4 protein-coding genes are annotated in these 9,074 nt (G+C 74.3%); 1 reads left to right on the top strand and 3 read right to left on the bottom strand.

The window, feature by feature from the left end; translation table 11 throughout:
* Both ACWCYY_RS40355 and ACWCYY_RS40350 read right to left on the bottom strand, forming a co-directional pair.
* The coding region (locus ACWCYY_RS40355; RefSeq protein ID WP_449798922.1) for a DNA-binding protein at positions 1 to 4,876 on the bottom strand (4,876 nt) is incomplete at its 3' end.
* Positions 4,873 to 5,742 (bottom strand): DUF4132 domain-containing protein, encoded by an 870-nt coding sequence (locus ACWCYY_RS40350; RefSeq protein ID WP_345288208.1) that lies wholly within the window; start codon positions 5,740 to 5,742, stop codon positions 4,873 to 4,875. The genes ACWCYY_RS40350 and ACWCYY_RS40355, both read right to left, overlap by 4 nt.
* A 582-nt stretch (positions 5,743 to 6,324) precedes the next feature.
* On the opposite strand from ACWCYY_RS40350, the gene ACWCYY_RS40345 reads away from it, so the two are divergent.
* On the top strand, positions 6,325 to 8,145 hold the full coding sequence (locus ACWCYY_RS40345; RefSeq protein ID WP_449798923.1) for a glycosyl hydrolase family 18 protein: 1,821 nt from the start codon (positions 6,325 to 6,327) through the stop codon (positions 8,143 to 8,145).
* A 73-nt stretch (positions 8,146 to 8,218) separates the two neighbouring features.
* On the opposite strand, the gene ACWCYY_RS40340 is transcribed toward ACWCYY_RS40345, so the two are convergent.
* A complete protein-coding gene (locus tag ACWCYY_RS40340; protein WP_380149689.1) occupies positions 8,219 to 8,947 on the bottom strand; it encodes a DUF6193 family natural product biosynthesis protein in 729 nt (242 codons plus the stop codon).
* Between the last annotated feature and the right edge of the window lie 127 nt (positions 8,948 to 9,074).

The following is a 9,074-nucleotide window of genomic DNA, read 5'->3' as shown; positions in this document are numbered from 1 at the left end:
CGCGGCGGCCGTCCACGACTCCCAGCGCCAGCACGACAAGGACGACCAGGGCCACGGCAACCGCGCCGCGATCTGGCTGGCCGCCAACGCCGAGCAGCGGGAGCTTCCAGGTCTCCAGCGGCACGTACGGGCTGCGCCGCTCGGTCCAGGCGCCGGGCAGGAAGAGCGAGCGGCCCGCCCTGGTCCGGGTGGCCGTCACCACCAGCTCGGTGGCGGCGAGTTCGGCCCGCGCCGCCTTCATCCGGGCCGGGCGCCAGCCGGTCCAGCGGGCGGTGTTCTTGTCCGTCGGATCGGGCATGGCGAGCAGCATCAGGTAGAGCACCGCCGCGTCCTCGCCGAGCCCGTGCGCGGCCCGGACCTCGGCCACCAGCTCCGGCACGGAACGGGACGGGTCCTGCGGCCACCAGGTGCCGTCCGCACCCGCCTCGCCGGCCGCCGGGGCGCCCTGGTCGGCCAGCAGCGCGGCGAAGTCCGCGGACGCGGCCAGCCGCAGCGCCACCTCGGCGGCGAAGGGCTTGCCGTCGCCGCGCAGCACCGGCAGGTACGGGTCCTGCCCGGCCGCGTCCAGCAGCGCCGTGCGGATGCCCGGCGCGGGCTGGCTGTCGTGGGTCGCCATGATGACCGCGCCGTAGCGCTCGTAGCCCTCGCCGACCTCGGTCGGCGCGCCGGCCGACTTCTTGAAGTCCGGCAGGCTGACGTACCGTCCGAAGTCCAGGATCAGCCCCGGGTGGGCCAGCCGGGCCCGGACGGCGGCCAGTGCGGCCGGCAGCGCGGCGCGCAGCGGGTCACCGGCGGGCAGCCGGTGGGCCAGCCAGGCGGCGGCGGCCAGCGCGCCGGTCAGCACGTTGGCGGTGAAGCCGGCCGCACCGGACTCGACCGGCACGCAGCGGTCGCCGCGCACCGTCCAGTCCAGGTCCTTCGTCAACTCCTCGGCCGCGTGCGGCTCCAGCACCGCCGCGATCGCCTGGTTGGCCGCCCACGGGGCCCGCAGGCCCTTGGCCGCGTCGGCCAGCAGTGCCTCGGGCACCGCCAGCCGGCGGCCGAGCGCCTGCACCCAGACCGCCGCGACGGCCTCGACGTCCGGGCCGCCCTCCCAGAGCGCGGCCGGGTCGGCCGGCAGCAGGGCGCGGATCAGGTGCTGACGGGTCTCCGTCGCCACCGCCCGCAGCTCGTCCCGGGCCACGGCGGCCTCGGCCACCTTCAGCCCGAGCAGGGCACGGGCCTCGCCGTCCAGGAAGTTCCGGTCGTGCGAGTCCACCTGGGGCAGCCCGGCCACCACCAGGGCGGCCAGGGTCGGGGTGACGCCGGTCAGTTCGGCGAACCGCTCGGCCGTCTCCGGCCGCCAGGGCGCCGGGCCGCGCTCGGCCGCCAGGGCGAGGACGGCCGCCACCGTGCCCTCCGGGCCGCCGGTGCCGACCGCGCCGATCGAGCGGACCTCGTACGGCGCGGGCACCTCGAAGCGCTGCGCCGGGTCGTGGAACAGCACGGTGGACAGGGCCGACCCGTCCGTCCGCTGGGTGCTGTCGGCGAACAGCAGGAAGGCCCCGCCGCCGAGCGCCAGCAGCGCGTCGCCGGTGCCGCTGCGGTGACTCCCGTCGGAGTCCAGCAGCTGACTGCCCGCCAGCTCCAGCACGGCCTTGCGCCACTGCGGCGCCGTGCCGGTCAGGCCCAGCCCCGCCAACTGCCCGGCGAACCAGGCGGCCGCCTCCCGCTGCTCGGCGTTCGGTGCCGTGGCGGCCCGCACCGCGGCGGCCTCGGCGAGCTCCGGCAGCCGCAGCCAGTCCACCGACTCGTACGGCGCCTCCGCGGCGTCCACGTGCAGGGTGCCGGCGGGCCGCGCGGGCGACTCCGGGAGGGCGGCCGCGGTCAGGAAGGCGAACTGGCCCGCCACGTAGTGGGTGGCGTTCCGGCCCCACCAGCGGGAGAGCAGGCCGGTGCCGCTGAGCGCCCTCGAGAGGAGCTCGTCGGCCGGGCCGCTCGGCGCGGCCTCGGCCGCGCCGCCGCCGTCCAGCTGCTCGGTGAGCCGCACCGCCACCTGGTCCAGCACCGCCTGCTGACGGGCCGCGTAGCGCAGCACGCCGGCCAGGCCGGAGCGCAGGGCGTGGTGCGTCACCTGGGGCAGCACCACGGCCAGCGCGGCCGTGAGGTCACCCGGCCGGTCACCGTCGGCCGCCACCGCCACCTTGAGGAGCGAGGAGGCGGTGGCCCGGTCCATCGCGCGCAGCGCGAGCGAGCCCGCCTCGTCGCGCGGGCGCAGGTGGTGCCAGAACCGCATGGGCGGCAGCAGCGGCGTGCCCTCGGCGAACTCGCCCGGCAGGTCGTCGGTGCGCAGCTCGGCCAGCAGGAGGCCGTCCTCGCGGCGGAGCTGGGCCCGGTAGCTGCTGCGGGTCACCGCGACGGGCCGCTCGGCCCCCGGGAAGACCACCAGCGCGTCGGGCGCCTCGGCGTCCTCGGGCAGGAAGACCTGACGGCCCGCCACGTCCTCGCCCCGGAACCGGCCGTCCGCCAGCTTGACGGTGCGCCAGCCGACCAGACCGCCCGCCGGGCCGCCGGCCGGGCCCGCGACGGCGTCCGGGTCCGGCAGCAGCCAGCCGCCCACCCGGCGGCTGCCGGCCGGGTCGTCCTTGGCCGCGTCGGCCAGGAAGGCGGGCAGCGAGGCCCGGCCGGTCGTGTTGGTCGCGGGGTCGTACTCCAGCCAGGTGTACGGGTCGGTGCCGCCCGGGTCGGCCCAGACCCAGCAGGAGGTGCCGTCGGAGATGACCGCCCGGTCGCCCGGCAGGGCGGTGTCGCCGACCTGCACCACGCCCAGCCCGGTGGTGAACCCGCCGCCGGCCATCGGCAGTCCGTGGCTGCGCAGGGTGCCCAGGTAGGTGGTCCGCATGCCGCGCACCTCGGTGCGCTCGGCGAAGGTGAAGACCCGGTCGGCGGCGGTGTGCCAGTAGCCGGTGGGCTGGTGGTTGTTGGCGCGCGACTCCCACTGCACCAGCAGCGACCCGTCGGTGTAGAGGTAGCCCCGGTCCCGGTGGTTGGTGTCGCCGGCCGGGATCCGCAGGTCGTGGACCAGCACGGCGTCGTCCGCGCCCAGCACCCGGGCCTGGGAGGGGCCGGCCGCGATCAGGTACGGCCAGGCGTCGGCGACGATGATCTCGTCGACGTCCTTGCGCGGCACCAGCTCGGAGGTGGCCGAGTCCCAGGCGTCCCAGCCCAGTTCGTCCATCAGACCGGCCCGCAGCGCCTCCGCCACGATCTCCCCGAGGTCGAAGGCGGCGGCCGCCCGGACCTCCTCCTCGGCCAGCGCCAGCACCTCGCCCGGCAGCCAGCTGAGCCGGGACAGCGCGTTCGGCAGCCCGGGCAGCCCGGCGGTCGCCGAGGCCTTCGCCACCGCGGCCGTCCACTCGGCCAGCAGCGGTCGGCCGCCGGGGGAGGCGGCCAGCACCGAGAGGGCGATCCGGCCCTCGCGGTCGTCCGAGATCCGGTTCAACCCTCGGCGGAACGCCGGGTGGAACCGCTCGTCGGCGGCCAGGGCCAGCAGGTCGCGCCGGCCCTCCTCCTGCTGCGCCCAGGCCTCCAGGAACAGCGTGGTGTTCTCCTTCGGCTCCTCCAACGGGAGCTCCAGGGAGAGGAGTTGGTCCACCAGGTCGACGTCGGACGGGAGCAGCGGCAGCGCCTCCCCGGTGCTCGCCAGCTCGGCCCGCAGCACCTCGGCGATCCGCTCCGTCAGCGGGTGCAGCGCGGGGATCCGGGCCACCTGGTACCAGCCCCGGTCCCGCCACTTGGTGAACCGGCGGAACCAGCCCGCGCTCCCGTCGGCCGGGCGCTGCGCCTCGGGCAGCGAGACGTCGACCAGGCCCGCGTCCGCGCCCGACTCGGAGAGGACCTCCACCCACAGGCCCGGGAGTTCGTAGTCGTCGCCGGTCGGCATCAGGTTCAGCAGCCGGCCGCGGACCGCCGCGTCCCGCCGGGCCAGCGCGATCAGCGCGCTCCGGTGCCCCTTCCACCAGCCGCCCGCAGCCCGCAGGGTGGCGGGCAGCTCCAGCAGCTCGGCCAGGTACGCGCCCTCGGCGTCGTCCGGGTCCAGGCCCGCGGCCTTGGCCAGGCGGCGCAGGTCGGTCGCCATCTGCGCGGAGGGCTGCAGGCCGCCCGCCGTCCGCCGCACGCACAGCTCGCGGAAGCGGGTGAAGGCCTCCTCGGCGGGCACCCGGGCGGACAGCTCCTTGCCGTACCCGGAGAGCACCTTGACGGGCAGCGCGCCCGCCAGCGCGAACTCCAGGAAGACCGCGTCCAGGCGCTCCTCGTCCAGGGCCAGGCCGTGCTGCGCCTCGGCGCGGCGGGCCTTGGTGAACATCTGCGAGGCGTAGGTGGCGTTCTCCACCCCGAGGAAGACCCGGCCGGCCTGCTCGTAGAAGGTGGGCAGGAAGTGCGGCACGGCGGCGGCCAGGCGCCCGGCCAGCTCCTGGTAGGCGTCCAGCGCGGCCTTCGGCTTGGACTTCGCCTGCCGGGCGATCTTCTCCAACTCCGGCATCACGCCGAGCGCGTGGTGCCCGTCCTCCGGGTGGTGGGCGAGCACCCACTCCGGGAAGCCGAGCGCCTGGCGCAGGCCGAGGCCGACCTCGGCGGGCTCGCCCTGCGGCTCCAGGCCGAGGTAGCCGCCCGCCAGGTCCTCGGCGGCGCCCAGCTCGGCGGCCACCAGGCGGACCACGACCCGGCCCTCGACGGCGGGGTGGTGGTAGGTGCGCGCGGTCAGCGGGACCGCCCGTCGGCCCGCCCCCTTGGTGCCGGGCGGGAGCACCGCACCGGCCAGCAGCAGCTCCTCGGCCTGAGCCTGCGTCAGCACCGTGTCCATGGCCGTGCCGTCCTCCGTGATGGTCCCGCTCATGCGTCCTCCCCCTCCTGCTGCACGGAGCGCCCGGCGTACAGCGCCGCGGCCATCCGCATCCCCTCCGACCAGGCCACCGCGCCGACCTCGCCCAGCGGCAGCGCCCGGCCGTCCTCCCCGTGCCAGCTCAGCCCGCCGGTCTCCGAGTCGCCGTCCCAGTAGGGCTCGCCGATCCAGACGTTGGCCTCCAGGGTGCGCAGCCCGTCCCGGATCCGGGCGGAGGCGTAGCCGCCGGTCACCTTGTAGCCGAGCGCGGTGGCGCGGGCGGCCAGGCCGAAGCGGGACGGGTAGCGGCCGCCCGCGAAGTCCCTGACCTCGGTGGTGTTCTCGGCGAACTCGGCCGGGCGCTCCCAGGTGGCCCGGTGGATCTGCTCCACGCCCTGCACGACGCCGAGCTCGGCGGCGAACTCGCGCAGGTCCTCCAGGTCCGGCAGCTGCACCGGGTGGGGGAAGGTGACGGTGGCGGGGGAGATCCGGACGGTCTCGCCGTCCAGGTCCACCAGCCGCAGTTCGCCCTCGGGGGTGACGTCGCGGAGCAGGCCGACCTCGGTCTCGTCGGCGCCGACCACCACCAGGTCGCGCAGCGCCGCCTGCCAGGCGGAGTCCGGCCAGACCCGGGCCAGCAGGCCGGTCGGGACCGGGAGGGAGGAGACCATCCAGGCGTCCGCCTGCGCCACGCAGGACGCGGCGTGCCGATCCAGCCATTCGGCGAAGCGGCGCAGCTTCTCCGTCTCGGGATGCTCGCGGACCGCCTTCGGCAGGGTTTTCAGCTCCCGCCCCGCCGCGCGTCCGGACGTCGAACGTGCCGTCACCTTGCCCTCCACCAGGGATATCTCGTACCCCTCGCCAGCTGCCAGCCAGCCCATGCGCTCCACACCTCGGTCTCGTGCCACGTACGTGTCAAGTCGTCGAAAACCACCGCGAAGACGGAGGGAGTCGGACACTCCGTGCGGTGTTGCGGCAAAGCTAGCGGCTCGGACGGACAGTCCGCTCCCCAGGGGTCCGGCCGGGGCCCTCGGGCCGAGGGGTCGTCAGGGCGCGGGAATGCCGGGCCGGTTCGCATTCATCCGGTGCCGGGCCGTGCTGGCGGGCGATGCACCGGAATTCCCACGGGCCCGCTGAGCAGTCACGACGCCGGCCGGGAAACGGATCTTCCGGTGATATCCGCCCCCTCCTCTGCATTCCGTCCCCCCGGCCGGAACGGTGCCGGAATTCCGGAACGGACCCGGGGAGGGCCGGTGCTGGTGGGCCGTCAGGGCCCGCGGGGAGGCGGCGGAGCACGGCAAAGCGAGAGTAAAGGCCAAGTGGTCTGGACCTATTGACGAGTTGGTACGGACCTTTCTAAGGTCGGCGGAGCAGCCGCGACGGCCGTGCGGCTCGCTCGGACTCCCCACCTCCTTTCGTCCGTTCCCCCACGTCGAGGAGCCCCGTTGAGCACTCGAACCACCATGCCCAGGAGCAGGTTCAGAGCGGCAGCAGCCGGCCTGACCGCACTCGTGCTTCCGCTGGCCGCCGTCGTCGGTCTGTCCACCCCGGCCCAGGCCGCGTCCTCCGCCACCGCCACCTTCACCAAGGGCTCCGACTGGGGCAGCGGCTTCGGCGGCTCGTGGACCATCAAGAACACCGGCACCACCACGCTCACCTCCTGGACCGTCGAGTGGGACTTCCCCGCCGGCACCAGCGTCGGCTCCGCCTGGGACGCCACCGTCACCAACACCGGCACCCACTGGACCGCCAAGGACAAGGGCTGGAACGGCACCCTGGCCCCCGGCGCCACCGCCACCTTCGGCTTCAACGGCGTCGGCCCCGGCAACCCCAGCGGCTGCAAGCTCAACGGCGGCTCCTGCGACGGCACCGACAACCCGGGCGGCAACAAGGCGCCCTCGGCCCCCGGCACCCCGACCGGCTCCGACATCCTGGAGACCTCGCTCAAGGTCACCTGGGGCGCCGCCACCGACGACGCCGGGGTCAAGAACTACGACCTCTTCCGGGACGGCGTGAAGATCGCCACCGTCGCCGGACTCACCTACGCCGACAGCGGCCTGACGGCCGGTACGACGTACAACTACACCGTCGTCGCCCGCGACACCGAGGACCTGACCGGCCCGGCCAGCGCGGCCGGCCCGATCAAGACCGCCGGCACCGTGATCGACCCGGGCGACAAGATCAAGCTCGGCTACTTCACCAACTGGGGCGTCTACGGCCGCAACTACCACGTGAAGAACCTGGTGACCTCCGGCTCCGCCGCCAAGATCACCCACATCAACTACGCCTTCGGCAACGTCCAGGGCGGCAAGTGCACCATCGGCGACGCGTACGCCGACTACGACCGCGCCTACACCGCCGACCTCGCGGTGGACGGCAAGGCCGACACCTGGGACCAGCCGCTGCGCGGCAACTTCAACCAGCTGCGCAAGCTCAAGCAGCTGTACCCGCACATCAAGGTGATCTGGTCCTTCGGCGGCTGGACCTGGTCCGGCGGCTTCGGCCAGGCGATGCAGAACCCGGCCGCCTTCGCCAAGTCCTGCCACGACCTGGTCGAGGACCCGCGCTGGGCCGACGTCTTCGACGGCATCGACCTGGACTGGGAGTACCCGAACGCCTGCGGTCTGAGCTGTGACACCAGCGGCGCCGACTCCTTCAAGAAGATGATGCAGGCGATGCGCGCCGAGTTCGGCAACGACCTCATCACCGCGGCCGTCTCCGCCGATGCCTCCACCGGCGGCAACATCGACAAGGCCGACTACGCGGGCGGCGCCCAGTACATGAACTGGTTCAACGTCATGACGTACGACTTCTTCGGTGCGTGGAACGCCAAGGGCCCGACCGCCCCGCACTCCCCGCTCACCTCGTACGACGGCATCCCGAAGGCCGGCTTCAGCTCCGCCGAGGCCATCGCCAAGTACAAGTCCATCGGCGTCCCGGCGAGCAAGCTGCTCCTCGGCATCGGCTTCTACGGCCGCGGTTGGACCGGCGTCACCCAGTCCGCCCCGGGCGGCACCGCCACCGGCGCGGCGCCCGGCACCTACGAGACCGGCATCGAGGACTACAAGGTCCTCAAGAACAGCTGCCCCGCCACCGGCACGGTCGCCGGCACCGCCTACGCCCACTGCGGCACCAACTGGTGGAGCTACGACACCCCCGCCACCATCAACTCCAAGATGGCCTGGACGAAGGCCCAGGGCCTGAAGGGCGCCTTCTTCTGGGAGTTCAGCGGCGACACCTCCAACGGTGAGCTGGTCTCCGCCATCAACACCGGCCTGAAGTAGGCCCTGTAACAGGCAAGCACGGCAGGCCAACAGGCGGCCCGTCGGTCCTCGCGACCGGCGGGCCGTCGGCGTCTCAGAGCATGGAGACGAGGGTGCGCCAGCCGGGGAGCCTGGCGACGGCGAAGGCGATCACCTCGGCCGGGCTGCCGACCTGGGTGAGGGTCGGACCGTTCCAGGACTCCTTGACCGTGTAGTGCGGCGTCCCGTGCGGAGCCTGGAGGGAGAGGAACGGCGGGACGTCCGGCGGGGTGTCCGGTCCGGCGGCGAAGCTCAGGGCCCAGTGGCTGGTGAAGGGGTAGAGCGCCCGCAGCTGCGGTTCGGCGTGGGCGGCCTCCACCAGGGCCAGGTACTCGGGCCAGTCGGCGTCCTTGGCCTGCTTCAGCAGCCACGCCCACTCGGCGGCGACGAGGTCCGCGGCGGTGCCGTCCACGACCTCCGGCCGTCCGCTCAGCACGTCGAACCGCGCCCTCGCCGCGAGCACGTCCAGGGGCTCGCCCGCGAGCCAGGCCTCGATCACGGGCGGGAGGTGGCCGAGCTCGTCCGTGCTGCCCGAGAGCAGCAGCCCGTTGGTCCCGAACGCCGTGACGGACCAGCGCCGTTCGAACCGGGACGCGGAGACGGCGAGCTCGGCCCGGTGCGCCAACCCGCCGGAGGCGGAGGCCTGGCAGAGCGGATCCGCCGCACTGGCCGTCAGCTCGACCACGGTGCCGGCGCCACCCGCGAGGGCCAGCAGCGCCGCCGCGAGGCTCCCGTGCGCGGCCACGTCGGGATAGAGCGTGGCCGGATTCGGCTCTGGCGGCACCGTGAGCTCCGATCATGAGGTGGGCGAGCACACCCTAGTGTCCTGAGTCCTTGATCCGTCGGATGTATCCGGCGAGGGATTCGAGGATCTGGTCAGCGGGTTTGGTCCAGACGTAGGGCCGGGGGTC

This window comes from Kitasatospora sp. NPDC001664 (genome assembly GCF_053596675.1).
The sequence above is the reverse complement of the archived record's forward strand: the minus strand, read 5'-3'. Positions and strand labels throughout refer to the sequence as shown.

What these genes read in the sequence shown, in the direction of transcription:
- ACWCYY_RS40350 (WP_345288208.1), bottom strand. Translation starts at nt 5,742, where the DNA reads ATGGGCTGGCTGGCAGCTGGCGAGGGGTACGAGATATCCCTGGTGGAG.
- ACWCYY_RS40345 (WP_449798923.1), top strand. Translation starts at nt 6,325, where the DNA reads ATGCCCAGGAGCAGGTTCAGAGCGGCAGCAGCCGGCCTGACCGCACTC.